Origin of the sequence: Streptomyces sichuanensis, assembly GCF_020328095.1 — a bacterium.
In the GTDB taxonomy this organism is placed as follows: Bacteria; Actinomycetota; Actinomycetes; order Streptomycetales; family Streptomycetaceae; genus Streptomyces; species Streptomyces cinnamoneus.
Window position 1 is genome coordinate 58,221 of sequence record NZ_JAIXMK010000005.1, and the last position, 24,124, is coordinate 82,344.

Here is a 24,124-nt window from a genome sequence, read left to right on the forward strand (position 1 = left end):
CGCGTGGCACCGGGCCCGCCGGCGACCGGACGACCGGACGACCGGACGGCCGTCCGGCCGGACGGGTCAGGAGGCGGCGGCGAACGCGGCTTCCAGGCGCGGGACGTAGTCCACGAGGTCCTGGGCCCAGCAGCCGTACGTGTGGCCGCCCTTGCACGCGTTGCCCCAGCCGGCGCCGTTGCCGTAGTCGACGAAGTGGTAGGGGTACTTGAGGGCGTCCAGACGGTCCTTGACGTGCTGCGCCGCGGACTGCACCCAGAACTCGGCGTCGCTGGGGTTGCCGGCGCCGTTGCCGGTGTAGAGCGCGATGCCCATGCCCGCCAGCACGCCCATGTGCGTGGAGGGGTCCACCGCGTTCCAGCGCCAGTCGGCGTTCAGCACCGGGTACGGAGAGCCGAAGACCGCGTCGCTGGAGACCGTGGGCCCGAAGTTGAGGGCGCAGTCGGGGGAGCTGGAGCCGCACAGCGGCGCCCCGACGTTGGTGAGCGTGGCGACGACGGCGGCACGCATGACGAGGTGGTCCACCGAGAAGTCGCTGGCACCCGAGAACGAGGCGACCTGGCTGAACAGGCCCGGATGGTTCTGGGCGTAGTGCAGCGCGCCGAAGCCGCCCATCGAGATGCCGCCGACGGCCCGCCCCTGCTTGGTGGCCAGGGTGCGGAGGTTGGCGTCGATGAACGGGATCACCTGGTTGATGTGGAAGTTCTCCCAGTTCTGCGCCCCGGCCGCCGTCTTCTGGTCGAGCCAGTTGGTGTACCAGCCCCGCTTGCCCCCGTCCGGAATGACCGTGATCATCGACTTGGACGCGGTGAGGGCGGGGTAGGCCAGGTAGGGATTGCCCGGGTCGTCGGACGCACCGTGCAGCAGGTAGAACACCGGGTACCGCTTGGTCGGCTCGGCCGCGTAGTCGCTGGGCAGCAGGATCCGGATGCGGTGCGGTCCGGCGACCTGGCCGGTGTTGACGGTGACCACGAAGTTGGTGGCGGTGCCCGTCGCGGCGCCGGCCTGCGTCAGGCCGAAGCCGTCGGCCATGGGCGGCGGAGCGGAATCAGCGGCTTGTGCGGAAGGCGAGCCCATCATGAGGACGGCGGCGGCCATGGCGGTGGCCGCCGCCTTGGCGCGCAGGAGCCAGGAGGGCAGGACTGATCTCATCAGTGGGTCCTTGGGGTGGACTGATTGCCATCGGGACCGGTTACGTTCATCCGGCACCGACAATCTCTCGCAGCACCCCTGCCGATGCCATAGCGGACCTTGGCGCACCTGAGCCACTGGCGCAGGTGCGCCAACCGCCCGTAGGCTCCCCGGGTCGGCCGGCTCGACCGGTACCACACGGCGAGGGGGCCTCGTGCACGACGTGTTGGACCCTGATTCCGACCGGGGGCGGGTGTACCGCTGCCTGGTCGGTCATCCGCATGCGCCGGTCGGCGCGTTGGCGGCCCGCGTCGGTCTGGACGAGGCCGTCACGACGGCGGTGCTGGAGGAACTGGCGGCCGAGGACATCGTCGTGACGACGGATCCCGGGGGCCGGGCCTGGGAGGCGTTACCGCCGGCCCAGGTCGTCGAAGCGATGCTGCAGCGCGAGGCCGCCCGGCGGGCGGCGTTACGGCAGGCAGGCGCGGAGCTGGAGCGGCTCTACCGGTTCGCCAGGAAGGACGCCGGCCATTACGGCGCGCTGGAGGTCGTCGAGGACATCGCGCGCGTTCTGGCCGTCAGCCGGCAACTCCAGCACTCCGCGCGCCACCAGGTCCGGGTCATCGACGTGCCGCCGTACTCCGGAACCTCGGACCACTACCTGGACCAGGAGGCCCTGCAGCGCAGACGGATGGCCTCCGGGGTCGTCTACCGCACCATCTACCACGGATCGGTGTGCCAGGACCCGATCGCGGGACCCAACATGGCGCGCATGGTCGAGGCCGGCGAGCAGGCCCGGACCCTGGACGACCCGCCCATGAAGCTCGCCATCAGCGACGACGAACTGGCCGTCGTGACCCTCGCCGCCGACGACCACTCCGGTGTCGTCTCGCTCCTGATACGCCCGTCCGGCCTGTTCCTGGCCCTGTCGAACGTCTTCGAGTCCCTGTGGCGGCTCGCCGTTCCCGTGTCGGTGGCGGGGAACGACGCGCAGATCGACGCCCGCGACCGTCAGATCCTCACCATGATGGCCAGCGGTGCCACGGACGACGCCATCGCCCGGCGCCTGGGACTGGGCCGCCGCACCGTGGTGCGCCGGGTCTCCACGCTCCTGGCGAGGCTGGGCGCCACCACCCGGTTCCAGGCCGGAGTCCAGGCGGCCCGGCGCGGCTGGCTCTGAGCGGTGCGGGCGTCGTGGTGCTCGCTAGTGCGGCGGCGGCACGGGCACGGACGCCGAGACCCGGTGCAGGTGCACGACGACGTCGAAGGCGCTGCCGAGCGCCAGCGGCGGCGTCGGGTCGTTGGGGTACCGCCCCGGGACGACGAAGGTGGGGCGCGCCGTGTCCAGCCAGCCGGCCACGGCCGGATCGCGGCGGGCCCCGCGCAGATCGACGTAGAAGTCGCGGTGGCGCACCTTGTCGAGGGTGTACTCGTTGCTTCCGGGCGCGGCGGGGCCGACGCTGAAGGTTCCCGACTCGCCCGTCGCCGTCCGGGCGCGGTAGTCGCCGCCGTGGAAGGAGGTTCCGACGGCGAGATAGTCGCGGCCCGCGAGCTCGCGCAGGTCCGCACCCATGGTGACCGGGTAGTGCTCGGGCACCGCGGACTCGTAGGAGACGTGCCCGTTGTGGGCCGAGACCACGATCCGCTCGCCGGTCTGCCGCTGCCACCACACGGCGGTCTCCGCCATGATCCGGTCGCGGCGGCGGCTCGCGGCCTTCGCCTGGGCCGGGTCGCTCCAGTCAGTGGTGTACTCCGTCGCCATGTACGACAGGATCCGGGCCTCCTGCAGCACCCAGGGGTCCTGCTTCCCGGCCCTGGACAGCAGCTGGTACGCAGCCTCCGCGTCCTTCGCGATCGCCTTCCGTCCGTCGAGCGGCAGGGCGTTGTACGCGGCCATGCGCACGGCCACCCCGGTGGGCAGGGCGCGCAGAGCGGCGTAGCGGCGGCGGAGTTCGGGCAGGACGGCGGGTTCGTTGGCCTCCGCCCAGGTGAGGATGCGCTCGTACTGCTCCGGGTCGGCGTCGGAGAAGTCCATGCCCACGACGCGGATCTTGTGCGATCCGGTGCGGTTGTGCTTCCGCATCCACTCGAACAGCTGGGCGAGTTCCTCCGTGTTGAGCAGGGAGTACCCGTCCTGGAACTCCTCACGCATGATCTGCCGGACGTCGCCCTCGCCGGTGAGGAGGTACGTGTTCAGGCGGGTGGCCGCCGACCAGCTGATCTCCATGGCGTAGGCGGAGAAGCCCTCCCGTGCCACCAGCTGCCGGAACAGCCGGTCCTTCACGGTGAACAGTTCCTTCGAGCCGTGCGACGCCTCGCCGATGCCGACGATGGACGCGCCCCCGGTCATCGAGGCGAAGGCGGCCAGGTCGCCGCCGGGGGCGCCCGGCGCGGTGCTGCGCAGCGGGTGGGCGTACCGCTCCAGCCGGGTCACCACCTCGTGGTCCGGGGCCTGGGCGTGGGCCGGGAGGGAGGGGGAGGGGCCGGCCGCAGCCGCGGTGGCCGCGGCCGGCCCGAGAAGTGCCGTCAGAGCGAGCGTCGCAGCCATGGCACGACGTAAATTCCGGTGTGTCATACAGGAAGTTATACCGGGTGCCTTTTGGGGCTCGTGGGGAAGCCGGTGCCCTCGGTGCGATGCCTCCCGCGCCCCCGGCGCCCCCGGCGCTCTCGCGTCAGCCGACCCTGACCTTGAGGATGCGGCCGGACGCCTCGACGACGAAGAGGTCGCGCTGCGGGTCGTGGCCGCCGAACGCCCGGGGGACGCGGACGCTGGTGGGCATCCGCAGACCGCTGACCAGGACGCAGGACCGTCCGGTCGCCGGGTTCACGCGCACGAGTTCGCCGCTGCGGAAGCCGGCGACCACCAGGTCGCCGCCGAAGGCAGTGAGGTCGTCGAGGAACTTGATGTCCAGCGGGTTCGTGCTGAGGTCGGCGACCGTGGTGTGGTGCGCCGGGTCGTTCAGGGGGATGCGGACGACGGGGGACGCGGTGTCGAGGAGGACGCTCGCGTACAGCTGGTCGCCGATGATCTCCAGGCCGTTGGTGCCGAAGACGTTCGCCTTCTTCGTCCACTCCTCGTCCCTGGTGCCGTCCGGGCGGAACTTCAGGATGCCGGTGGCCAGTTCGCGGCTGACGTAGAAGTTCCCGGCGGCGTCGATGGCGAGGCCGTTGATGCCGGTGACCCCGTCGACGACCTTCTCCGGCTCCGGCCGGTCGGCGTCCGGGTCGAACCGCATGATGCCGCCGTGCGGGGTCAGGGGATTGACCCCGTAGTTGACGTACATCTTCCCGTCGGGGCCGCGCCGGATGCCGCCGGGCCCGGGGACCGGGAAGCCGGCCGTCAGCGTCCCGTCAGGGGCGTACGCCTCGACCCGGTGCTTGGTCACGTGTGAGACCCAGAGCCTGCCCCGGCCGTCGAACTCCATGTTCTCCCGCCAGTCGAGCAGCGGTATGCCGCCCTTCCGGAACACCTCCACGCTCGCGCGCTCCGGGCACGAGGCCAGGGCGGCGGCCCGCGACGGCACGGCGGTGGCACTCGCCGCCCACGGCCCGCCAAATACCAGCCCGGTCAGGAGAGTTGCTGTGAATGCTAACGAACGAATACGCATGCGCACCGTTGTACCGTCCCGCCCCCATCCCCACCAGTCACGAGGAGGCGTTGCGCGACGGGCCCCGCCTCCGGACGGTGCCGGGAGCGGGGCCCTGCCGCGACGTCCGCCGTCGCCGCGACGGCCTCACGGCGTCACCAGCGGTCGATGCCCATCGTCTTCGCCGCACTGTGAATCGCGTTGTAGTGCGGTATCGACATGTCGGACTTCTTCTGCTTCGGCGGCAGGTTGCGGTCGGTCTGCCGGAACTCGTCCCGCGCGGCGGCCAGCAGGCTGGTCCCGTAGCTGACCGGCACGTCGTCCTTGCCGTGAATGGGGTGGGACTTGGCCGCGGTCTGGCTTCCGGCGTTCGCCAGGATGCTGCGTGCCTGGTTGTACGCCGCCGGCTTGATGGTCTTCGGGTTGGCCAGCACGTGGGCGCTGGAGGCCGCGTGCCCGGTGCCGACGCCGACGGCGGCGGAGGCGGGCGCAACGGCCACGGCGATGGCTCCGGTCGCTACCGCCGCGGCCAGCCCTGCTCGGGTGATGAACTTCATGGTGACAGGCCCCTTCTCGTTCGGTGCGGGTGGATCTGCGCAGTTGGTGCGGTACCGAGTGGTAGCCAATCACGGGCACGTAGGTGCATCAGTGAAGACAGGACATTCTGATCCCCTGTGCGACCTGGGGGTCTTCCTGGGCGGACGTGCGGCACGACCGCGGTCGGGCTGGGGCCTCGCCGGGTCTCATCAGGCTGATTTGCGGCGCATCAGTCTGATAGGACTGTTAGGAAGGGTTGCCCCATTCTTCGCGGTAAGGCACCCTGCGCGGCATGCGTCATCCAGTGCCGGGGCGTTCCCGGGCGCACCCGCGTTCCGCTCGCCGCAGCAGGAAGGGAACCACCAGATGGTGGACGGGCGTGGCCGCCGCCCACACCGCACGGCCGACGCGCCCCCGATAACGCACCAGGGTCACCCACACCACCTGCGCGTCCTCCACGACCACGACGTTGCGTGCCGTGATCAGCCGCGAGGGCGCTTCCAGGACGACCGAGCCGGAGCCGTCCACGGCAACGCGCCAGCCCAGCACGTGTCCGGGCGAGGGCCGGGGCCCCAGGCGCAGCCCCAGGACGAGGACCCACGCCGCCACCAGCACCTGGCGCAGGGGAGTCGGAGCCCGTTCGAAGACAGCCCCGGCCCATTGCCGGGCCGTGAGCGTCCGGGCGGAAGACGTCGACAAGGCGAACGCCGAGGCGTAGTCCCAGCGATCGCAGCCTTTGCTGCCGTGCAGCGCGCCGGGCACCTCGACCCGGCGTACGCGTGCGGTGCCGGCCATGGGAACTCCTTCAACGGGAGGGGAAGCCGCCCCTGCATTGTCGCCCACGGCTTCACCGAGCGGGCGGGCGTCCCGGCAGCCGGCGGACGGGTCGTCAGGAGACCGGCGTGTCCCCGTCCTCGTCGAGGGCCCTGCCCGTTCCGTGCGTGGTCCCGTTCGCGTCGGGCTGCCCGAGGGTGACGTCGCCCCGGACGGTACCGGCCTGGATCACCTCCCCTGTGTACACCTGCCCCGAGACCTCGTTGTGCACGATGACGTGACCGTTCTGCTGGGCAGGACCGTCCAGGGGAGGCCGCCAGCGCGCACCGGCGAAGTGGCGGAGGGCCGCTGCGAGGTCCACCGGGACGGTGTCGGTGACGGACAGAGGAAGAATGAAGAACCAACCGTCGTTGCCGCGGAAGTACCGGGCGGGCTCGGGAGCGCCGGGGCGCAGCCGGACGTGCAGGGCGTAGGTCTTGGTGTCCTTCTTGCGGTGGATGAGCTTGCGCAGGGCGACGTCCTCCACGTCGGCCCACGCCAGCCGGTGCCGACGGCGCCCCAGGGTGAACGCCACGCTCTCCGCCGTCATGTGCAGCTCCATCAGCCGCGGCGGCATCAGCCAGCCGAGCAGCATGATCACCACCCCGAAGCCGCAGAAGACGACCGAGGAGAGCAGTGCCCTCCGCCAGTGACCCTCCACGCCGAAGCGGATGAACACCATTGCGGCGAAGACCAGGAGCGACGGCCAGTGAGCCATGCGGATCTGACGTTGCCTGCTCCGGGCCGTGAACGTGTGCCCGTCGGAGTGGACCGTCCAGCCCTTGCGCGAGGACAGCGCGGACTGTTCCGCGCCGACGACCAGGTCGCGAAAGCCGGTGGCGGCCGGGGCCGTGGCCGCCGTGGCGGGCGACGGCCCGACGGGCTGCAGGGGCCGGCCGTGGACGGCGGGCGAGTACGCCGCCGCGTGCGCCGGGGCGCCGGCGGCCAGGTGCTCCTGGAGTCGCAGGTGACGGAACCGGTAGACGCCCCCGCTGCGCTGCAGCAACCCGCCGTGGTGGGCGTCGCGCAGGAACTCCATCAGCGACCAGGGCACCCGCCCCACGGTCGCCAGGCAGCCCTTCGCCATCAGCCAGCGGCTCCACGAACTCATCAGCAGCAGCATCGCCGAGGCGCCGAACCAGCCGGCCACGGCCCGTGCCATGCCTTCGTCGAACGTTCCGTAGGTGTACCAGCCCAGCGCTCCCTGCCCGATGCCGATCGCCACGGCCACCGTGCCCATGGACAGCAGGGCGGCCGTGCGCTCGCTGCCCAGCACCTCGTCGGGCGTGCTCGCGTCCTCGGTGTCCGCGGGTGCGGCGATCGTGACCATGAGCACGGGTGCCACGACGGTGCTGCAGAGTGCCATCACCAGGTAGGGCCGCGGATCGTGCGTTCCCAGGGCCATCAAGGTGAACAACCCGGCCGGGACGACGACCACCGCGGCCGCCTTCAGGGCCCGCCCCACGGAGGCGGCGCGGCCCGCCGAGCGCAGGGCCGCACCGATGCGGAACGGGTTGGCGCGACGGCGCGGTCGCCACCGTTTGAAGCCGAACCACACCTCCACGGCGATCCACACGCCCATGGCGTGGACGAGGCCGCCGCTCACGGCGAGTTCCAGGCCCCATTGCGTGGTGAACCCGCCGAGGGCTCCCAGCCGGTCGCCGGAGGTCTGCCGGTCCACGAACCAGCCGCCGGCCGTCGCGGCGACCCGGGACAGGGCGAGGCACACCAGGAGGAGGACGAGCGGCGTCGTGAGGCGCACCAGGAGCGTGCGGTGCAGGTCCCACCAGGCCAGCTCGGTGGTGCGGCGTCGGGAGAGGTGGCCCGCGAGGGACGAGAGCCAGTGCCGGGCACGCCGGTGGTTCCACTGCCGCGGGGCGTGCAAGCGGTCCGGAGCGTGGGGCTGCTGGGTGAACACCGCCGGAATGATCAGGTCGAGGAGGTGCTTCTCCACCTCCTCCCGGGACCGGAACGGCCGGCGGGCCAGGTCCAGCGGGTCGGCGGGCGGTGTGCGGAAGCCCTGCCGGGCCAGCCAGATCATCAAGGGGCTCGACAGGGCCTGCGCGACGGGGCCGTCCGGCTGCTGGTCCACCTCGTCGAGCATCAGCTTCCAGCTGCGACGGGTCTGCGGCGCGGCGGAGTGCAGCAGATAGGCGGTGGCCTCCGCCAGGCCGACCGGCCGGGCCTCGATCACCGCGGCCCCCGCGATGGCCGCGCCCCTCTCCTCGCCCGCGCGGTACTCCGCGGTGCGGGACGTGAGGACGAGCGCGTCCTTGTCGCCGAGGGCACGGTCGATCTCGCGCACCACCACCGGACGCCGGTGCCCGGGAAGTTCGTCGAGCCCGTCGAGAACGGGCAGGATCCGCCGCTCCTGGACCAGCCGCGCCGCCGGATGCCTGCCGTCGACCCGCGGCAGACCGGGATGGTCCTCGGCGATCCGCCGGGCCAGCCACGCGCGGAAGTGCTCGCGGTCCGGGTCCCACGATTCCAGGGTCAGGACGACGGGCACGGGAGGCGCCTCACCGCTCACCCCGTCCTCAGGCAGCGCGCGTGGCCCGGGCGCGCCCGGTAAGCCCGGCGCACCCGGTATTCGCCTCGCCCCCGGCAGACAGCGCTCCGCCAGTTCCAGCGTCAGCAGCACCGCCAGCGTCGACTTGCCCGCGCCCGGTGCACCGAGCACCACCAGGCGGCGGCGGGCCAGGCCGAGGAAGGTGTCCGCCATCCTCGCGATCTGAGGGCCGTGCTGCTGGACGGGGTCCTTCCGGTCGCCGTGCGCCGCACCGTGCCGCGGCTCGGCCCAGGTCGCCTGCCAGTGCACGGACAAGGGGTCGGCCGATGCCAGGTCCCAGGCAGTGAGCTCCGCCGTCCACTGGGCGCGGATGCTGCGGGCCAGGGACCACGCGGCACGCTCCAACGGCTCCGCGCCGGGCGGCAGGTGCACACTGACGTTGCCGTGGACCTGCCCGATCTGCAGGACGTACTCCGCCGTGCCCTGCATGACGTTGTGGATGCGCGACTCGTCTGCCATGACGGCATTGTGGGCCAGAACGACGCCTGTTTCCCCTGCGTCGAACGGCAGTTGGTGGGGCGACACCCCCAACGGCTGTGACAGAACCGGGCGAACGTTCCAAGGAGGGCACTGCTTTCGTCGTCGGCGTCAGGACAGGATGCCCGTTACACCCTCCCGGGGGACACATCCCAACTCGACCGGGTGATCGGTGGATTGGGACGTTTTCTGCATGCGCAATCCGCGTAACCTCCCGGAGGGATGACGAGGTCATGCACGGCTCCGGTGACGGCGCCGCACGCACCGGGGTGGTCCGATGAGGACCGGTCGTCATCGAGTCATCCCACAGGGAGGGAGCAACGATGGGATCCGCCGTGACGTTCGCGGAGCTGAGCCGCCTCTTCGGAGAGGAACTGCCCCCGCGGACCGTCCTGTCGAGCTTGTCGCCGGCAGGCGCCGATCACCAGTGGGAACCCATGCTGGTGAGGACGGAGCACGGTACGACGGTGCTCTACGCCTGTCAGTACCGACAGGACGCGGCCAGCCCCGGTCTTCTCGCCGCACTGGGACTGGCACCCAGTACTCCGGGGCACACCACGACGTGCATTCCCGCGGGCGTCTCCCGCCACTGAACTGCCATTCGTCAAGGATGGCTGCTCGGATTGCTGACCTGGGAATCCGAGAGCGCACAACCAGCGAGTGCGGAAACCAGAGAAAGGGAATGGAATGGACAACGCCATCAGCTTCGAAGAGCTCGACGCCATCGCGGGAGAGGTGCTGCCGGAGCGCACCGTCATGGGCATCGTGGCCACTCCGTTCAACGCCCTCAGCGCCGGCCCCGGCCCCGACGGCGGCGCCGGTGCCGGTGCCGCCAGCAGCAGCTCCGCGGCCTCGGGCGGCGGCGTGTTCGCCCCGGCCCCGAGCGACCACGGCACCACCATCCTGTCGTCCTGCCAGTCCATCGACCGGCAGGGGACGCCCGGTCTGTTCGGCTCGCTCGGCCTGGGTTCCGAGCAGCCGACCAACAGCCTGACCTGCACCCCCGCGGCCATCTCCAGCCACTGATCCCCTAGCGGATCGCCGCACGCGCCCGGCGGGGGAGGGCCGCGAGCCTCCGGTCCTTCCCCGCCGCGACGCGGCCGTCGTCCGTCCCCGACTCCTGGAGTGCGCCCATGTCCCTGCCCTTCGCCCCGCGCACCGGCGAAGCCGGGCCGGCACCGGGGCGACGGCCGGCCCCGGCCGACCGGACGGGGGAGCCCGCTCTGGTGCCCGGCACCGAGCTGGTCGGCGAGTTCGAGGACTCCGGGTACCGCGAGCCACCCCAGCTGGTCTGCCGTCCCGACGGTCAGCTCGTACGGCTCCCCACCCTGCTCTACCAGGTCGTCAAGGCCCTGGACGCCCGGCGCCGGGAAAGGGACGACGACCGGTCACTGCCCGACCGCGAACCGGTCATGGCCGGGGTCGCGGCCGACCTCAGCCGGGAAACGGGCCGGCAGTTCACCACGGAACACGTCGCCTTCCTCATCGACGAGAAACTCGCCCCGCTCGGCGTCACCAGCCACAGCGACGGTTCGCCGCCGCCCCCGACCCCCGGAAGCGACCCGTTCCTCGCGTTCCGCTACCGGCTGGCGGTGCTGCCGGAGCGCGTCACCTGGATCCTCTCCGGGCTCTTCGCCTGGCTCTTCCGCCCGGTGCTGATCGTCCTCACCGTCAGTGCGTTCCTGGCGGGCGAGGCATGGCTGTGGACGACACAGGAAACGGGCGCCGCACTGCAGGAAGTGCTCACCTCCCCGGCGAACGTCCTCCTCGTCGTCCTCCTGGCCATCGCCTCCTGCGCTTTCCATGAATTCGGCCATGGCGCAGCGTGCCGTTACGGAGGCGTACGGCCCGGTGTCATGGGGTGCGGCATCTATCTGGTCTGGCCCGCCTTCTACACGGACATCACCCATTCCTACCGGCTGGGCCGTGCAGGACGCATCCGGGCCGACCTGGGCGGCGTCTACTTCAACGCGCTGTTCGTCCTCGGTCTGCTCGCACTCTATGCGGCAACCGGATTCCGGCCGCTCCTGGTGGCGATCCTCTCCGTCAACCTGGAAATCATCCAACAGCTGCTTCCCACACTCCGGTTCGACGGCTACTACATCGTCGCGGATCTCATCGGCATTCCGGACCTCTTCCGATACGTCGCCCCCATTCTCAAGCGGGTTGTGCTGCGGCAACCACAGGACGACCGGCTCCGGTCCCTCAAGCGGTGGCCCCAGATCGTGGTCGCCGTCTGGGTCATGTGCCTGGTCCCCGTGCTCGTTCTCCAACTGGGCATGCTGGTCTTCAATCTCCCGCAATTGCTCCGGGCCGACTGGCAGAAGGTCAACCTGCTGATCGAGAACGCCGGCGCCTCGGGCAACTACGCCCTCGGCATGACCTCGGCATGCCTCCAGATCCTGCTGCTCGCCCTTCCGCTCGCGGGCATCACGCTCGTCCTGGCGGGTCTGTCACGTTCCCTCGTCCGCTTGGCCTTCCGGCGCAGGGGTGCGGGAGGGGGCGACAGCACCGTCCGGCCGGTGCCGCCGGCGTAGACCCGCGTGGATACGATCAAGGAGGTGAGGGCAGCCGGAAGCGAGTGCCCCGGGCCGCGTGCCCTCCGCACCGCTGTCCCGCAAGGAGGCCGACATGACCGACTGGATCACCACCCCCATCGAGCCCCGCATCCTGCGCGGCGCCCTCGATGTGGAACGCACCGCGCACGGCGTCCTGCCCCACCGGTTGCCCGCCGCGGCCCGAAAACAGTTCCCCGACGACGCCGTCGCCATGGCCGAGACGAAGCCGTCCGGCGTGCGCCTGGCCTTCCGGACCCGGGCCACCGTCGTCGAGCTGGACGTGCTTCCCACGAAGATCGTCTACAAGGGCCTGCCCGGCCCGCAGGACGGCGTGTACGACCTGCTCGTCGACGGCCGCAGGACCGCCCAGGCCGCCGCGGCCGGCGGGAACGTCCGCACCCTCGACATGGCCACCGGGGCCACGGTCACCACGCCCGGTCCGCCCGGCACCGTCCGGTTCGCCGGGCTGCCCGAGGACATGAAGGACGTGGAGATCTGGCTGCCGCACGCGGAGATGACCGAGCTGCTCGCCCTGCGCACCGACGCCCCGGTCGATGACCCCGTGGACCGTGGCCGCAGGGTGTGGCTGCACCACGGCAGTTCGATCAGCCACGGCTCCTCCGCCGACAGCCCGACCGGGATCTGGCCGGCACTGGCCGCCGCCCGGGGCGGCGTGGAGCTGGTCAATCTGGGCCTGGGCGGCAACGCCCTCCTCGACCCGTTCGTCGCGCGCGCGATGCGGGACACCCCCGCGGACCTGATCAGCGTCAAGATCGGCATCAACCTGGTCAACACCGACCTGATGCGCCTGCGGGCCTTCGCCCCGGCGGTCCACGGCTTCCTCGACACCATCCGTGAGGGGCACCCCACCACGCCGTTGCTGGTCGTCTCGCCCGTACTCTGCCCCCTGCAGGAGGACACCCCTGGGCCCCTCGCACCCGACTTCGAGGGCGGGAGCATGGGCTTCCGGGCCATGGGCGACCCGTCGGATCCCTCACGGCTGACCCTGAACGTCATCCGGGCCGAGCTCTCCCGCCTCACCGCGCAACGGGCGGACGAGGACCCGAACCTGCACTACCTCGACGGCCGCTCGCTCTACGGCGAAGCGGACTTCGCCGAACTGCCGCTGCCCGACGGACTCCACCCGGACGCCGCCGGTCACCGTCGCATCGGCGAGCGTTTCGCCGAGTGCGCCTTCGGTGCCGGCGGCCCGTTCGCCGCGGCGTCCGGTCGGTGAACCAGGGCCGGGCCAGGACGCGCTGGGCGGGCTGAGCGTCCTGCGGACGCGGCCCGGCCTCACCGGGTCAGGAGGCGAGGCGCCGCCGTTCGCGGTCCGGCCAGTCCGGCAGGCTCATCAGCGGCGGCAGTTCCGCCGTCCGCGCGGCGCGCGGGACGACCTCGCCGGGGCGGTCGCCGGGCGTCATGACGACGCTGCCCCAGTGGTCGGGGAGCTCGCCGCCCAGGGCGCGGAACTCCGTCCGCAGGGCCACGTACAGGAGCTCGAACGCCTGCAACGAGATGTGGGCCCAGTTCCCCTTGACGTGCTCCTTGTAGCGGAGGTCGACCTGGCCGATGGCCGCGGCGCCGTGCCGGCGGCTGATCTGGTCGAGGATGCTGAACTCCGTGCCCCAGCCCACGGGGAAGACCAGCTCGGCCAGCGTCGAGCGCCGCGTGGCGTGCTCCCCGCTGAGGGGCTGGCGCATGCCGGCCAGTTCCGGGTGCAGCAGGGACAGCACCGGGCGGGCCATGGCCTCGGTGGTGCGACCTCCCTCGTAACGGTCGTAGAAGGCCCGCACGTGCTGAAGGGAGGCGTCGTGCAGCAGCGGCCCGACCAGCCGGGAGACCTTGGTGGAGTCGAACTTCAGGTGGTCGCCGTCGATGAAGACGACGATGTCGCCCTCGCTGGCCCAGATGCCCTTCCACATCACCGACCCCTTGCCGGAGTCCGGGATGTCGGCGATCGGCCCGGCCGTGGAGAAGCCGATCAGCCGGGCGCCGGCGCGGGCCGCGCGCTCGGCCGTGTCGTCGGTGGAGTCGTGATTGACGACCAGGACCTCGTCGACGGCACCGACCGCCACGAGGTCCTCGACGACCGGCGCCACCACGCCCTCGATGGTCGCGGCGCAGTTGCGGGCCGGGATGACGACGGAGACGCGCAGGGGAGCCCCGGTGGCCGTCGTACAGGCCCGCTTGGCGGCGGCCAGCTCAAGGGGGCTGTCCATGCCGGACCCGGGGAAGGTCTTGATCGTCACTGTGGCCGGGTCCCTCGTCGTTCCCATGCGGTTCACCTCCCACAACGACCGTAAGCGGCATGGCACGGCATCGGTAGGCGCGCGCACCCATCCGGATGGAACCCGGGTGGTGTGCCGCCCCCGGCCGGAAGCCGGCGGGCGTCGGCCGGCGGGCGTCGGCCGGTCAGTGGGGCGGTGCCTTGTCCGGGCCGGGCGCCGGGACGGGCTCCGGCTCGGGTTCGGGGCTGGGCGGCCGGGGGAGCGGGGCGGGGTCCGGTGGGGTCTGGGCGCGGGGTGCCCGGCTGTCGGCTCCGGCCGGCCCGGGGGCGGCGGCCGCCTCGGTCGCTGTGCGCATGGGGTTCTCCTGTCGGAGCACGGGCCGCCGCCCCGGCCATGGGTCACAGCGGTGGCCGTTCTGTTCCCCACCAGGCTGGGCCTCCCACCGCGCCCGCGCCACCCGTCACCGTCCGGGAGGGGCCATCGAGCGGTGGACGTCGTCCTGACGACGTCAGGACGACGTCAGGAAGCGACCGATCTCCCGGGCGACGATCCCGGGCTCGTCCAGCATGGACAGCACGTACGCGCCGGGTACCTCGGCGTACCGTCCTGCGGGCAGCAGCTCGGCCAGACGGCGGCCGTGCTCGGGCGGCATCACGCGATTGTCGGGCGACCACAGCACCAGTGCGTCCCCCGCGAACCGGCGCAGCGCCTCGGTGTCCCGGACGAGTTCCTTCCTGTCCAGCGGTCCGCGGCAGTAGGCCAGCAGGTCGCGCCGGACGCCGGGGTTGCGCAGCAGCGGCTCGGTCCAGCGGTGGACGAGGTCGTCCGGCAGCGGTCGCCGCGCCATCTGCCCGAACATCATGGGCAGCCGGCGGAGCGGGCCGATGCGCAGTTGCCGGGCGGCGAAGCGCAGGCCGCCCGGCAGCCGGACGGCGAGGGTCAGCGTCTTGCCGGGCAGGCCGGGCGGGAAGTTGTCGAACGCCTCGCACGGGAGGATCACCTGCCGGGCCACCCGCCGGTCCAGGCCGTGGGCGGTGAGGAACAGCGCCCCGCCCCAGTCGGTGTGCACCAGCGTGACGCCGTCGAGGTCGAGTGCGTCGAGGAAGTCGGCGACCAGACGGACCAGTCCGCGCAGGCTGAGGTCGGCGTCCGGCGCCATCGGCCGGCGGTGGGCCCCCAGCGGAAGGACGGGGCGCACGTACCGGAACCCCTCCGGGAGGAGTGGCAGGGCACGGTCCCACTGCTTGTGGTCCATCAGCAGCCCGTGCAGCAGGACGACCGGCGGCCCCGACCCGGTCTCGTCGTACTCGATGACTCCGGCCGGTAACGCGACGTCCTTCATGACGGCCTCCTGTCCGTGGTCATGACAGCACTGTAGAAGTACCGTCAAGCGCGCTCCCCCACCGCACGGGGCCCGGGCTACGCGCAGAGCCTCTGCTCCCGCACCCACTCGGCGAGGATCTTGGCGCAGCCGTCCACGGAGTCGCGCCACGTGCGGTCGGCCCCGGCCCCGGCTTCGTCGCTGACGTGCTTGATCAGGCGGAGGGGGATGCCCTCGCGGCGGGCGACGGTGGCGAGCGCGTAGCCCTCCATGTCGACCAGATCGGCCTGCTCGGCCAGGCGGGCGCGGGCGTCGGGGTCGGAGACGAACAGGTCACCGGTGGCCAGCGTCGGCCCGTCGGCGCCGGTCAGGGTGACGGGCGCGCCGTACGTGCGGCCGGTGAGCGCCCGCAGGACGGGGGTGTCGAGGTCGTGCTGGATCACCTTGGCCACCTCGTGGATGCCCTCCCAGCCCGGGCGGAGGGCACCGGCGGTGCCGAGGTTGATGATCTCGGACGGCCGCTCGCCCCGGGCCAGCACCGTGGCCAGCGCTGCCGTCGCGTTGACCTTGCCTATGCCGGTGAGGAGGACGGGGAGATCGCCGTCGAGATGGACGGCCTCCTCCCGGACGGCGACGACGAGCAGCGGGCGGTTGGGGTCGATCGTTCCGAGGAGACGCATGCGATCATGCTATTGACCCCGGAAGGCGAGCGACGACCGGGTGCGGGCGACGCTTTACGATCTTGCGGTCGGGAAGCACGGGAGGAGCACGTTGCGGTGACGGGGCCGGCTGACCATGTGCCGCCGATGCCGGGGGCGGTGCCGCCCTGGCCGGCGCCGAGCGGCATCGAGCAAGCGCTGTACGAGGCGAAGACGCGCGGCGACTGGCCCGCGTACTTCGACGTGCTGGCCGGCACCGACCTGTTCATGGTCGTCTCGCGCGCGAGCGCCGACGCACACCCCGGTTCGGTGGTCTTCACCCCGTCCTGGAACCCGCAGGCCGGCATCGCCTGCCTGGCGGTCTTCACCGAGGGCATGCTGCCGGCGCCCGCCGAGGACCCGGTCTTCCAGGGGTACTCCCTCGGCTGGTACGCCCGGGTGTGGGAGGACCGCGACCCGCCGTTCCTGGTCGTCAACCCCGGCAGCCCCTGCGAGGGCGTCCTCCCCGCCGGCCCCGCGCACCGGGCCGTGTGGCAACAGCACGCCGAACGCGTGACCAGCGGCAACAGCTGCTGCAACCGTGTGCACGGGCAGCTGCGCGCCCTGCACATCGGCGGGCCGTTGCACGGCCCCGTCGCGCACGGACTCGCCTGCGGAGCACACCTGTCCGTCCGCAACGGGGAACTCTGGAACGCCCTGGCCTACCACGGCGGGGGCTACCGCCACGAAAGACGCCGGCTGGCGGACTCGTGGGGGATCACCAGCCGGCAGGGCTGGCTGAACACCCAGGAACGACTGCTGACGGCGGACATGGTCAGCGGCGTCTGGGAGTTCACCCTGGGCATCCGGCACTCCCTGGCCCGCGACTTCGCCGGCCCCGTCGACCTGGAGTACTGGCGCAACGCGGCCGAGCGCGTCATCCGGCAGCGCTCCGCCCGGTCGGGCGGCGTGGAGATCACCCCCGACGGCGTCACCACCGTCGAGGCTCCCGGCGCGGCGGAAGTGGAGTCGCAGGTCGCCGGCGTACGGAGGCTGATCGGCCGGATAGCCCGCTACGAGGCCCGCTTCCGCGCCGACGGGATCCTGCCCGAGGGAGCCTTCGTACGCACGGCGGAGGCATGGGACTACGGGCGGGCGTCCGGCATGGCCCGCTGGGGACTGGGCGCGCGCTACTGCACCCTGCCCGAGGCCGAGCAGGCGGTGCTGCGCGCCGGCCGCGCGGCCCGGGCGAACTACCGCTCGTGGCAGGAGTTCTCCGCCGCCTTCATCCTCGGGCGCTGCCTCCACTTCGACGAGGAGGAGTTCGGCCCCTGGTACACGGACATGCTCGCCGCACATCAGGTCCTCGGCACCGACCCCGCCAGCCCGTGGCTCACCATCCCCTGGACGTAACGGCTGCGCCCGGACGGGCGGGTCACGGCCCCTTGCCCCAGATCTTCCGGTAGGCGGCGCGGTAGCCGGGCGGGTCCCAGCTCGTATGCCCGGCGCTGTTGGCGGCCGTGGCGATGTGCACGGGGGTGACGTAGTCGCTGGCCGGTTCGCCGGAGAAGGCGCGGTTGAACTCGTCGACGATCTGCCAGCCCTGCGCGGAGAGCGGCTCGGGGACGGTGGCCGCCTGGAACTGGCCGCCGTTGATGCGCTGGAAGGCCGAGGGGTCGCCGTCGCCCGCGCCGATGTTGAAGGGGGCCGCGGTGCCCTTCCTGCGGGCCGCGCGCAGGGCGGGGGCGGCGTCGGCGAAGTAGACGTCGTTGATGGCGACGGAGTGGGTCCAGCGGTCGCCGAAGCGGGAGAGGAGCGAGGAGACCGCCTGGGGGGTGCGGCTGCTGGTGTCCGGGATCGGGATGTTCTCCTCGTCCAGGACCCTCACGTCGGCGCACGTGGCGAGCTCCTTCTTGATCAGCTCGGACTTGTTCCTGGCGAACGGGATGGAGGCGTCGGTGAAGACGACGGCCCCGGCCGTGCCGTGGGAGTGCGCGATGACCCAGTCCGAGCTGACCTTCGCGACGTCCTCGACCCTGGTGGTGACGTTGGTGAAGAGCCCGGGGTCCTTGCTCGGGCCGGGGGAGCCGACGGCGTGCCAGCCGATGAGCGGGATGTGCTCCGCGTGGGCCTTGGCGACCTGCTGGGACGTCAGCCGGGGATCGAAGCCGCCGATGACGATGCCGGACGGCCGCAGGGCGATGGCCTGGCTGAACGCCGCCTGGATGCCGGCGGGCGTGCCCTGACCGTCGATCACCCGGGTGTTCCAGCCGATGGCCCGTGCGGCTTCCTGCACGCCCCGGGCGGTGCCCGCGACGCCGGGATTGGTCATGGTCTGCGCGACGTAGACGACGGTCTTGCCGGGAACGGCCCCCGGGCCCCTGGCGGGCGCGCTTCCCCCTGCCGGATCGTTCTTCCCGGCCTGCCGGACGGCCGCTTCGGCCCTGGCCAGGGCGGCGGGGCAGCCGGCCCGGGCCGGCGCTGCGGGGGAGGGCGCCGCGCCGGTCGACGCACCGCGTTCGCAGCCGACGAGGAGGCCGGCCGCCAGGGCCAGCACGGCCGTGCCGACGGACGGCCGGGTCACGGGGTGACCCTCGGCAGGTCGCGGAGGGACCGGGAGGGTTCCGCCCGCCGTTGCCGCAGCTGCCGGCGGGCCTCGTAGCCGGCCAGGCCGACGGCGATGAGCAGGGTGCTGCCGTTGAACAGCGGGGTGACCCAGAACTGGGCGCCGAGCTGGCCGATGCCGGCGAGGCCGATGGCGAGGACGGTGACGGCGACGAGGGTGCCCAGGGCGTTGGCCCGGCCGGGCCGGATCGCGGTGGAGCCGAGCAGGGCGCCGACGAAGGCGGGGAGCAGGTAGTCCATGCCGACGCTGGGGTTGCCGAGTTGCTGCTGGGCGGCGAGCAGGACACCGGCGATGCCGACGACCAGGCCCGAGCCGGTGAAGGCGTGGATGACGTAGCGCCGGGAGGGGATGCCGACCAGGTCGGCGGCGCGGGGGTTGGACCCGATGACGTACAGGTACCTGCCGAGCGGCAGCCGCTCCAGGAGCAGCCACAGCGCGGCGGTGAGGGCGAGGACGTAGAAGGCGGACACCGGCAGGCCGAGGAAGCGGGAGTCGTAGAGGGCGGTGAAGCCGGCCGGCAGGCCGTCCGGGCCGGGGACGATGCGGGCCCCACCGGTGATCCAGCCGGTGAAGGCGTACATGATGCTGCCGGTGCCGAGGGTGGCGATGAAGGAGTCGATCCTCGCGAATTCGACGACGACGCCGTTGACGGCACCGACGACCGCCCCGCCGAGGACCACGGCGAGGCAGGCGACGGGCCACGGCCACCCTTCGGCGACGACGAGCTGCATCGTCATGACGTGGGCGAGGCCGAGACCGTAGCCGATGGACAGGTCGAACTTGCCGGTGGCGATGGGGATCGTCGCGCCGAGCGCGAGGAGGGCGGGGATCGACTGGCTGGAGAGGACGGCGGAGACGTTGTCCAGCGTCGGGAAGGTGTCCGGCAGGGCGAGGGAGAAGGCCAGGAAGAGCAGGGCGGTCAGGGCCAGGAGGCCGTAGGCGCCGACGAGGTGCCCGAACCGGCGGCTCAGCGCGGGACGCTCACGCGCGGCGGCCGCCGACCGCGGACGGGACGAGGGGGACGACGGGGAAGGCGGGGTCATCGTCCGGACGTCCCGGTGACGGCGGGCATGGCCGACGCGGCGCGGGCGAGCGCGGTGACGGTGAGGGCGTCGCCGCTCAGCTCCACCGTCATGGTTCCCCGGACGAACACCAGGGCTCGATGGCACACGTGGGCGATCTCCTCGAAATCGGTGGAGAGGAGCAGCACGGCCACCCCGCCGGCCAGCGCGTCCTGCAGCAGGCGGTAGATCGCGGCCTTGGCGCCGACGTCCACTCCGGCGGTCGGCTCCTCCAGGATCAGCAGGCGCCGGCTCAGCCTGAGCCACCGGCCGATCATGACCTTCTGCTGGTTGCCGCCGGACAGGGTGGCGATCGGCGCCTCGCTGTCCGGCGGGTGCACCGAGAACCGCTCGATCAGGTCGGTGGCCTCGGCGCGTTCGCGCCCGGGGCTGATCCAGTGGGCGGCGTGCGCGGCGCCCGCACCGGGGTTGGCCAGGAAGTTCTCGCGCACGGTGAGCTCGGCGGCGCAGCCCTCGTCCTGGCGGTTGCTGGTGACGAAGCCGGTGCCCGCGCCCACGGCGTCCGTGACCGTGCCCGGCCGGTACGGGCGTCCGTCGAGGAGGGCCCGTCCGGCGAGGATCGGCCGGGAGCCGGCGAGGGCGCGGCCCAGTTCCATGTGCCCGGCGCCGGTGAGGCCGACCATGCCGAGGATCTCGCCGGCGTGCAGCTGCAGGCTGACCGGCGCGGTGTTCTCCGTCCGCACGCCGTCGAGGACGAGGACGGCCGGGCCCGGGGCGGGAGGCGTGATGCGGTGGTCGTCCGGTTCGTGGCCGACGATGTCGTGCACCAGCCGGGCGGGGCCGTAGCCGGCGAGCGGGCCGTGGCTGACGATGCGGCCGTCGCGCAGGACGGCGAAGGTGTCGGCGACCTTGTGCACCTCGTCGAGCCGGTGGGTGACGAAGACGATGGCGTGGCCGTGGTCGCGCAGGGTGTGCAGCACGTCGAAGAGCCGGGCGCAGTCCGCGGCCGGGAGGCTGGCGGTCGGCTCGTCCAGGACGATCAGCTCGGCCCGGGTGCACAGGGCGCGGGCGATGGCCACGAGGGAGCGTTCGGCCCGGGTGAGGTCGGCGACGACCGTGTCCGGGCCGAGGTGCGCGGCGACGATGCCCAGTGCCTCGGCGCACTGCCGGCGGGTCCGCCGCCAGGAGACCAGTCCCGCACGCCGCGGGTAGCCGGTGCCCAGGGCGATGTTCTCGGCGACCGTCATCCATTCGACGAGGCCCAGGTCCTGATGGATGAAGGACATGGTGCGGGTGGCCGCTTCGCTGCCGAGCGGATGGCCGGCCACGGTCACCTCGCCCTCGTCCGCGTGGTGGACGCCCGCGAGCACCTTGATGAGGGTGGACTTCCCGGCGCCGTTGGGGCCGAGCAGGGCCAGGACGCTGCCGTGGCCGATGTCGAGGTCGACCGCGTCGAGCGCGAGGGTGCCGCCGAACCGCTTGCTGAGTCCCCGTATACGGACGAGGGGCTCCGGGCCACGGCCTGGGGGAGGGGGGTTGTCGGGAGTGTGGTGCACGGACTTCTCCGGGAGTCGGCTGTCCGGGCCGTCAGGGGACCAGCTGGTGCATATCTGTCATTCCGCCGTTTTTGCCATGCTACGGCCCGCTCCGGCCCCGACGCCGGATGGGCCGTCAGATCGCGGGAATGTCGTCGATGTCGTCGAAGGACAGCTCGGCGAGGCCCGGTTTCCCGCCGGGCACCTCCAGGGGGCACTCGGCCCAGATGACCTTGCCCTCCGGGGTGTAGCGGGTGCCCCAGGACCGGGAGAGCTGCGCGACGAGGAACAGGCCGCGGCCTCCCTCGTCCGTGGTGGCCGCGTGGCGCAGGTGCGGGGCGGTACTGCTGGTGTCGGCGACCTCGCAGGTCAGGGCGCGGTCGTAGAGCAGGCGCACCTGGATGGGGCCGGAGCCGTACCGGACGGCGTTGGTGACCAGCTCGCTGAGCAGCAGCTCCGTGGAGAAGCTGATCTCCTCCAGCCCCCACTCCGTCAGCTTGCGGGTGACGGCCGAGCGCACGGAGGACACGAGCGCCGGATCGGCCGGCAGGTCCCAGGTGGCGATCCGGTGGGGATCCAGGACGTGCGTGCGGGCCACGAGCAGGGCGATGTCGTCGTCGGGATGCTCGGGCACCACTCCCTCGACGACCGCCCGGCAGGTCTCCTCCGGCGGCCGGTTCGGATGGGCCAGGGCGCTGCGCAGCTGCTCCAGGGCCTCGTCGAAGTCGCGGTCGCGGTCCTCGATGAGGCCGTCCGTGTACAGGACGAGCTGGCTGCCCTCGGCGAGGTGGAACTCGGCGGTCTCGAACGGCAGGCCGCCCAGCCCCAGCGGCGGGCCGGCCGGCAGGTCGGGGAAGCTGACGGTGCCGTCGGGGCGGACCAGCGCGGGCGGGCAGTGGCCGGCCCGGGCCATGGTGCACTGCTGCGACGTCGGATCGTAGATGGCGTACAGGCAGGTGGCGCCGATGATGCCGGTGATCCCGGCGAACGGGTCGTCGCCGCACTCCTCCCGGTCCAGGCGCCCCACGAGGTTGTCGAGGTGGGTGAGGACTTCGTCCGGGGGAAGGTCCAGCTCGGCGAAGTTGCGCGCGGCGGTGCGCAGCCGGCCCATGGTGGCGGCGGCGTGCAGCCCGTGCCCGACGACGTCCCCCACGACGAGCGCGACCCGGGCGCTGGAGAGGGGGATGACGTCGAACCAGTCCCCGCCGACCCCGGACTCGGCGGGCATGTAGCGGTGCGCGACCTCGACGGCGTTCTGCTCCGGGAAGCCCTGCGGCAGCAGGCTGCGCTGCAGGGCGAGGACCATGGCGTGCTCGCGGGTGTACCGGCGGGCGTTGTCGATGCAGATGGCGGCGCGCGTGGCGAGTTCCTGGGCCAGCGAACGGTCGTCGTCCCCGAAGGGGGCGGGGTCCTGCGCCCGGTAGAAGCTGGCTATGCCCAGGGCGATGCCGCGGGCGAGGAGCGGGACGGCGATGAGGGAGTGGACGTTGTGGGAGAGGATCCGCTGGGCGGCCGAGCGGTCCTGGGAGACCCAGCCCGCGGCGGACCTCAGGTCGGGCTCCAGCACGGTCCGCCCGCTGGTCAGACAGCGGAGCTGGGGGGTGGTCGGCCGGAAGTGCACCCGCTCCCCGACGGGGTAGAAGGGGCAGTCGTCGCGAATGCCGTGGACCACCGTGCGATGGAGGTCCTTGGTGGGGTCGGTCGGTTCGTCGCCCCGCAGCACCGCCTCGGGAAGGTCGATGGTGACGAAGTCGGCCAGGCGCGGGACGGCCATCTCGGCGAGCTCCCGGGCGGTGCTGTTCACGTCCAGGGTGGTGCCGATGCGGGTGCTGGCCTCGGACAGCAGCTCCAGGCGGCGCCGGGCCGCGACGGCGTACGTCCCCACTCCCGGCTCGCCCACCAGCACCAGCCGGCCGGCTGCCGTGTCCGCCGCACGGTCGGCGGCGCCGGGGGCCGGGGGCCGGCGGGCCGTCGTGGGGGACGGGCCGGGTGCCGTGGTGCCGGGTGGGTGCCCGCGCCGCTGCGCGGTGCCGGCCAGGGTCTCCTGCCCGAGGATGCCGGGAGAGGCGTCGGCCGGTGTGGAGAAGGTCAGGCGCTGCCGGCCCGCGGGGAGGATCGCCTCGATGACGACGCCCTCCACCCCGGAGGAGCTGGTCACCGGGTGACTCAGCAAGGTGACCCGCCGGTCTCCGGGCAGGGACACCTCGACGGCGGCCCGCCGGCCCGAGGAGATCAGCTCCGTGGCCTTCTCCTTGAGGATCATCTGGTCATGCCCGCCCAGCCCGCTCATGGCGAGCTCGCCCAGCTGCCCGTCGCCGGCCGGTACGCGGCGCCTGGCGTCGAGGTACGCCTGCAAGAGGGCGCGTTCCCGTGCCGAACTCTGCTCCAGCAGCCGCGCTTCGATGGCACTGGCCGCCTTGCGGATCACGATGTCGAGCGCCTCGTCCACATCGGTGTACGGATAGCCGAAGCAGAGGACACCTTCTATGTGGCCGCTGAGCAGGTCCCGGATGGGGATCGCCGAGCAGGCGTTCGACTGCGAGCGTTCGGCGAAGTGCTCGGCGCCGTAGACGTTGATGTGCCGCCGCTCCGCGAGCGCGAGGCCGATGCCGTTCGTCCCGCCGTACTTCTCGGCGAAGATGAAGCCGGGGACGCTCTGGATCGCGGCCAGGTGCCTGACCTGGGAGGTGTCACCGAAACGACGCTGCAGCACCGCCCCGCGGCCGTCGGCGAGGGCCACGTTCATGCTCCTGCCGGCGAACTTCGCCTGCAGCCGGTCCAGTACGGGCCCCGCCGCGCGGACGAGACGCCCCTCCAGGTCGAGGTCCTGCGTGAAGGGAAGTTCGCACCCGTCGGGCGTGAGGCCCAGGGACCGGGAGCGCTGCCACGAGTCGAGGATCTGGTTTCGCACCGCCGCCCCCTCGACCGTCCCCCCGCGAAGGAACTGCTCACGGGCGAGCACGGGGCCGACGTCCTCCGCCACGAGCCCCATCCGGATCACTTCCCTCATCGGTACGCGCGACCACCGCCACACCTGCGCCGGGCAGCTGCACTGTTGTTCCATTTTAGAACTTTGCTC

General features: G+C 72.3%; 20 protein-coding genes. 6 read left to right on the forward strand and 14 right to left on the reverse strand.

What is annotated here, in order from left to right; translation table 11 throughout:
• Positions 1–66: 66 nt before the first annotated feature.
• On the reverse strand, positions 67–1,152 hold the full coding sequence (locus LE181_RS03455; RefSeq protein WP_225659437.1) for an alpha/beta hydrolase: 1,086 nt from the start codon (positions 1,150–1,152) through the stop codon (positions 67–69).
• A 193-nt stretch (positions 1,153–1,345) separates the two neighbouring features.
• On the opposite strand from LE181_RS03455, the gene LE181_RS32385 reads away from it, so the two are divergent.
• Positions 1,346–2,311 carry a helix-turn-helix transcriptional regulator gene (locus LE181_RS32385; RefSeq protein WP_225659439.1) on the forward strand — a complete coding sequence of 322 codons (966 nt, stop codon included), beginning with the start codon at positions 1,346–1,348 and terminating at the stop codon, positions 2,309–2,311.
• A 24-nt stretch (positions 2,312–2,335) separates the two neighbouring features.
• On the opposite strand, the gene LE181_RS03465 is transcribed toward LE181_RS32385, so the two are convergent.
• From LE181_RS03465 to LE181_RS03485, 5 genes are all read right to left on the reverse strand, one after another.
• Complete coding sequence (locus LE181_RS03465) at positions 2,336–3,679, reverse strand: erythromycin esterase family protein (RefSeq protein ID WP_225659441.1); 1,344 nt, start codon at positions 3,677–3,679, stop codon at positions 2,336–2,338.
• A 124-nt stretch (positions 3,680–3,803) separates the two neighbouring features.
• Positions 3,804–4,607, reverse strand: coding sequence for an SMP-30/gluconolactonase/LRE family protein (locus LE181_RS03470; RefSeq protein WP_225659443.1), 804 nt, complete (start codon positions 4,605–4,607; stop codon positions 3,804–3,806).
• 266 nt (positions 4,608–4,873) lie between these two features.
• Positions 4,874–5,275: a hypothetical protein gene (locus tag LE181_RS03475; RefSeq protein ID WP_225659444.1), complete on the reverse strand. Its 402-nt coding sequence runs from the start codon at positions 5,273–5,275 to the stop codon at positions 4,874–4,876.
• 277 nt (positions 5,276–5,552) lie between these two features.
• The gene (locus LE181_RS03480) at positions 5,553–6,050 is read right to left on the reverse strand and encodes a DUF2867 domain-containing protein (RefSeq protein WP_225659445.1); all 498 of its coding nucleotides are present in this window, start codon (positions 6,048–6,050) and stop codon (positions 5,553–5,555) included.
• A 94-nt stretch (positions 6,051–6,144) separates the two neighbouring features.
• Complete coding sequence (locus tag LE181_RS03485; RefSeq protein WP_225659447.1) at positions 6,145–9,096, reverse strand: hypothetical protein; 2,952 nt, start codon at positions 9,094–9,096, stop codon at positions 6,145–6,147.
• A 341-nt stretch (positions 9,097–9,437) separates the two neighbouring features.
• On the opposite strand from LE181_RS03485, the gene LE181_RS03490 reads away from it, so the two are divergent.
• The 4 genes from LE181_RS03490 to LE181_RS03505 all read left to right on the forward strand — a co-directional run bounded on the left by LE181_RS03490 (position 9,438) and on the right by LE181_RS03505 (position 12,909).
• The gene (locus tag LE181_RS03490; protein ID WP_225659448.1) at positions 9,438–9,707 is read left to right on the forward strand and encodes a hypothetical protein; all 270 of its coding nucleotides are present in this window, start codon (positions 9,438–9,440) and stop codon (positions 9,705–9,707) included.
• 94 nt (positions 9,708–9,801) lie between these two features.
• Positions 9,802–10,140 (forward strand): hypothetical protein, encoded by a 339-nt coding sequence (locus LE181_RS03495; protein WP_225659449.1) that lies wholly within the window; start codon positions 9,802–9,804, stop codon positions 10,138–10,140.
• A gap of 107 nt (positions 10,141–10,247) precedes the next feature.
• Positions 10,248–11,651, forward strand: a complete 1,404-nt coding sequence (locus LE181_RS03500) for a zinc metalloprotease (RefSeq protein ID WP_225659450.1) — start codon at positions 10,248–10,250, stop codon at positions 11,649–11,651.
• Between the two features lie 94 nt (positions 11,652–11,745).
• Entirely contained in the window at positions 11,746–12,909 is a 1,164-nt protein-coding gene (locus tag LE181_RS03505; protein WP_225659451.1) for a GDSL-type esterase/lipase family protein, read from the forward strand.
• A gap of 67 nt (positions 12,910–12,976) precedes the next feature.
• On the opposite strand, the gene LE181_RS03510 is transcribed toward LE181_RS03505, so the two are convergent.
• From LE181_RS03510 to LE181_RS03525, 4 genes are all read right to left on the reverse strand, one after another.
• Positions 12,977–13,951, reverse strand: coding sequence for a glycosyltransferase (locus LE181_RS03510; RefSeq protein WP_225659452.1), 975 nt, complete (start codon positions 13,949–13,951; stop codon positions 12,977–12,979).
• Between the two features lie 136 nt (positions 13,952–14,087).
• Entirely contained in the window at positions 14,088–14,258 is a 171-nt protein-coding gene (locus LE181_RS03515) for a hypothetical protein (protein WP_225659453.1), read from the reverse strand.
• Between the two features lie 153 nt (positions 14,259–14,411).
• On the reverse strand, positions 14,412–15,245 hold the full coding sequence (locus LE181_RS03520; protein ID WP_225659454.1) for an alpha/beta fold hydrolase: 834 nt from the start codon (positions 15,243–15,245) through the stop codon (positions 14,412–14,414).
• A gap of 77 nt (positions 15,246–15,322) precedes the next feature.
• Positions 15,323–15,904: a nucleosidase gene (locus LE181_RS03525; RefSeq protein ID WP_225659455.1), complete on the reverse strand. Its 582-nt coding sequence runs from the start codon at positions 15,902–15,904 to the stop codon at positions 15,323–15,325.
• A 126-nt stretch (positions 15,905–16,030) separates the two neighbouring features.
• Between LE181_RS03525 and LE181_RS03530 the strand changes: the two genes are divergently transcribed.
• Positions 16,031–17,275 carry a DUF1266 domain-containing protein gene (locus LE181_RS03530; protein ID WP_225659618.1) on the forward strand — a complete coding sequence of 415 codons (1,245 nt, stop codon included), beginning with the start codon at positions 16,031–16,033 and terminating at the stop codon, positions 17,273–17,275.
• A gap of 22 nt (positions 17,276–17,297) precedes the next feature.
• Here LE181_RS03530 and LE181_RS03535 read toward each other — a convergent pair whose 3' ends face one another.
• The 4 genes from LE181_RS03535 to LE181_RS03550 all read right to left on the reverse strand — a co-directional run bounded on the left by LE181_RS03535 (position 17,298) and on the right by LE181_RS03550 (position 24,037).
• Positions 17,298–18,446, reverse strand: a complete 1,149-nt coding sequence (locus tag LE181_RS03535; RefSeq protein WP_225659456.1) for a substrate-binding domain-containing protein — start codon at positions 18,444–18,446, stop codon at positions 17,298–17,300.
• Entirely contained in the window at positions 18,443–19,531 is a 1,089-nt protein-coding gene (locus LE181_RS03540) for an ABC transporter permease (RefSeq protein ID WP_225659457.1), read from the reverse strand. The genes LE181_RS03535 and LE181_RS03540 overlap by 4 nt, the downstream gene beginning before the upstream one ends.
• Positions 19,528–21,066 carry a sugar ABC transporter ATP-binding protein gene (locus LE181_RS03545; RefSeq protein ID WP_225659459.1) on the reverse strand — a complete coding sequence of 513 codons (1,539 nt, stop codon included), beginning with the start codon at positions 21,064–21,066 and terminating at the stop codon, positions 19,528–19,530. The genes LE181_RS03540 and LE181_RS03545 overlap by 4 nt, the downstream gene beginning before the upstream one ends.
• A 115-nt stretch (positions 21,067–21,181) precedes the next feature.
• Positions 21,182–24,037, reverse strand: coding sequence for a SpoIIE family protein phosphatase (locus tag LE181_RS03550; protein WP_225659460.1), 2,856 nt, complete (start codon positions 24,035–24,037; stop codon positions 21,182–21,184).
• Between the last annotated feature and the right edge of the window lie 87 nt (positions 24,038–24,124).

Coding starts and splice junctions, on each gene's coding strand:
- LE181_RS03455 (WP_225659437.1), bottom strand. CDS start 1,152: ATGAGATCAGTCCTGCCCTCCTGGCTCCTGCGCGCCAAGGCGGCGGCC.
- LE181_RS03465 (WP_225659441.1), bottom strand. CDS start 3,679: ATGGCTGCGACGCTCGCTCTGACGGCACTTCTCGGGCCGGCCGCGGCC.
- LE181_RS03475 (WP_225659444.1), bottom strand. CDS start 5,275: ATGAAGTTCATCACCCGAGCAGGGCTGGCCGCGGCGGTAGCGACCGGA.
- LE181_RS03480 (WP_225659445.1), bottom strand. CDS start 6,050: ATGGCCGGCACCGCACGCGTACGCCGGGTCGAGGTGCCCGGCGCGCTG.
- LE181_RS03485 (WP_225659447.1), bottom strand. CDS start 9,096: ATGGCAGACGAGTCGCGCATCCACAACGTCATGCAGGGCACGGCGGAG.
- LE181_RS03490 (WP_225659448.1), top strand. CDS start 9,438: ATGGGATCCGCCGTGACGTTCGCGGAGCTGAGCCGCCTCTTCGGAGAG.
- LE181_RS03495 (WP_225659449.1), top strand. CDS start 9,802: ATGGACAACGCCATCAGCTTCGAAGAGCTCGACGCCATCGCGGGAGAG.
- LE181_RS03500 (WP_225659450.1), top strand. CDS start 10,248: ATGTCCCTGCCCTTCGCCCCGCGCACCGGCGAAGCCGGGCCGGCACCG.
- LE181_RS03505 (WP_225659451.1), top strand. CDS start 11,746: ATGACCGACTGGATCACCACCCCCATCGAGCCCCGCATCCTGCGCGGC.
- LE181_RS03510 (WP_225659452.1), bottom strand. CDS start 13,951: ATGGGAACGACGAGGGACCCGGCCACAGTGACGATCAAGACCTTCCCC.
- LE181_RS03515 (WP_225659453.1), bottom strand. CDS start 14,258: ATGCGCACAGCGACCGAGGCGGCCGCCGCCCCCGGGCCGGCCGGAGCC.
- LE181_RS03520 (WP_225659454.1), bottom strand. CDS start 15,245: ATGAAGGACGTCGCGTTACCGGCCGGAGTCATCGAGTACGACGAGACC.
- LE181_RS03525 (WP_225659455.1), bottom strand. CDS start 15,904: ATGCGTCTCCTCGGAACGATCGACCCCAACCGCCCGCTGCTCGTCGTC.
- LE181_RS03530 (WP_225659618.1), top strand. CDS start 16,031: ATGCCGGGGGCGGTGCCGCCCTGGCCGGCGCCGAGCGGCATCGAGCAA.
- LE181_RS03540 (WP_225659457.1), bottom strand. CDS start 19,531: ATGACCCCGCCTTCCCCGTCGTCCCCCTCGTCCCGTCCGCGGTCGGCG.
- LE181_RS03550 (WP_225659460.1), bottom strand. CDS start 24,037: ATGGGGCTCGTGGCGGAGGACGTCGGCCCCGTGCTCGCCCGTGAGCAG.